The 406-nt window shown below is 63.1% G+C and carries 1 protein-coding gene; it reads left to right on the top strand.

Annotated elements, in window-relative coordinates:
- Positions 1–237 (top strand): hypothetical protein (locus ACEWB7_RS18305; RefSeq protein ID WP_411581135.1); only part of this gene is annotated, 237 nt, incomplete at its 5' end.
- Positions 238–406: the final 169 nt, after the last annotated feature.

Here is a 406-nt window from a genome sequence, read left to right as displayed (position 1 = left end):
CAAATGAAGGCCCGCCACGAGATCACCCAGCGCTACCTGGCCAAGCTGCCGGCGGCCGAGCAGAAGGCCCTGAAGGACGAACTCAAGGCCAGCCACGAGAAGACCCAGAAGGACATCCGCGCCCTGCTCACCCCCGAGCAGCAGAAGAAGTACGACGAACTGCAGAAGAAGCGCGAGCAGCGCAAGGCAGAGTGGGCCGTCTTCCTGCAATGGAAGGCCGACAAGACGTCCAACTGACGTCCGAGCCACCGCTACCGGGTCCTCCGGTAGCGGTCTTCCGACCAGCCGGAATCGCTTATCCTAGGGGTTTACCCTCGCGGCCGGCCCGACATGCGATTCAACAGGAAAACCATGCGTTCACTCTTCTGGCGAATCCTCGCCGCCTTCTGGCTGGCCCTGCTGCTGG

This window comes from Acinetobacter sp. NIOH-H-8 (assembly GCF_046635365.1).
Classification (GTDB): domain Bacteria; phylum Pseudomonadota; class Gammaproteobacteria; order Pseudomonadales; family Moraxellaceae; genus Acinetobacter.
Note: the sequence above shows the minus strand (reverse complement) of the source record. Positions and strands in the feature narration are given on the sequence as shown.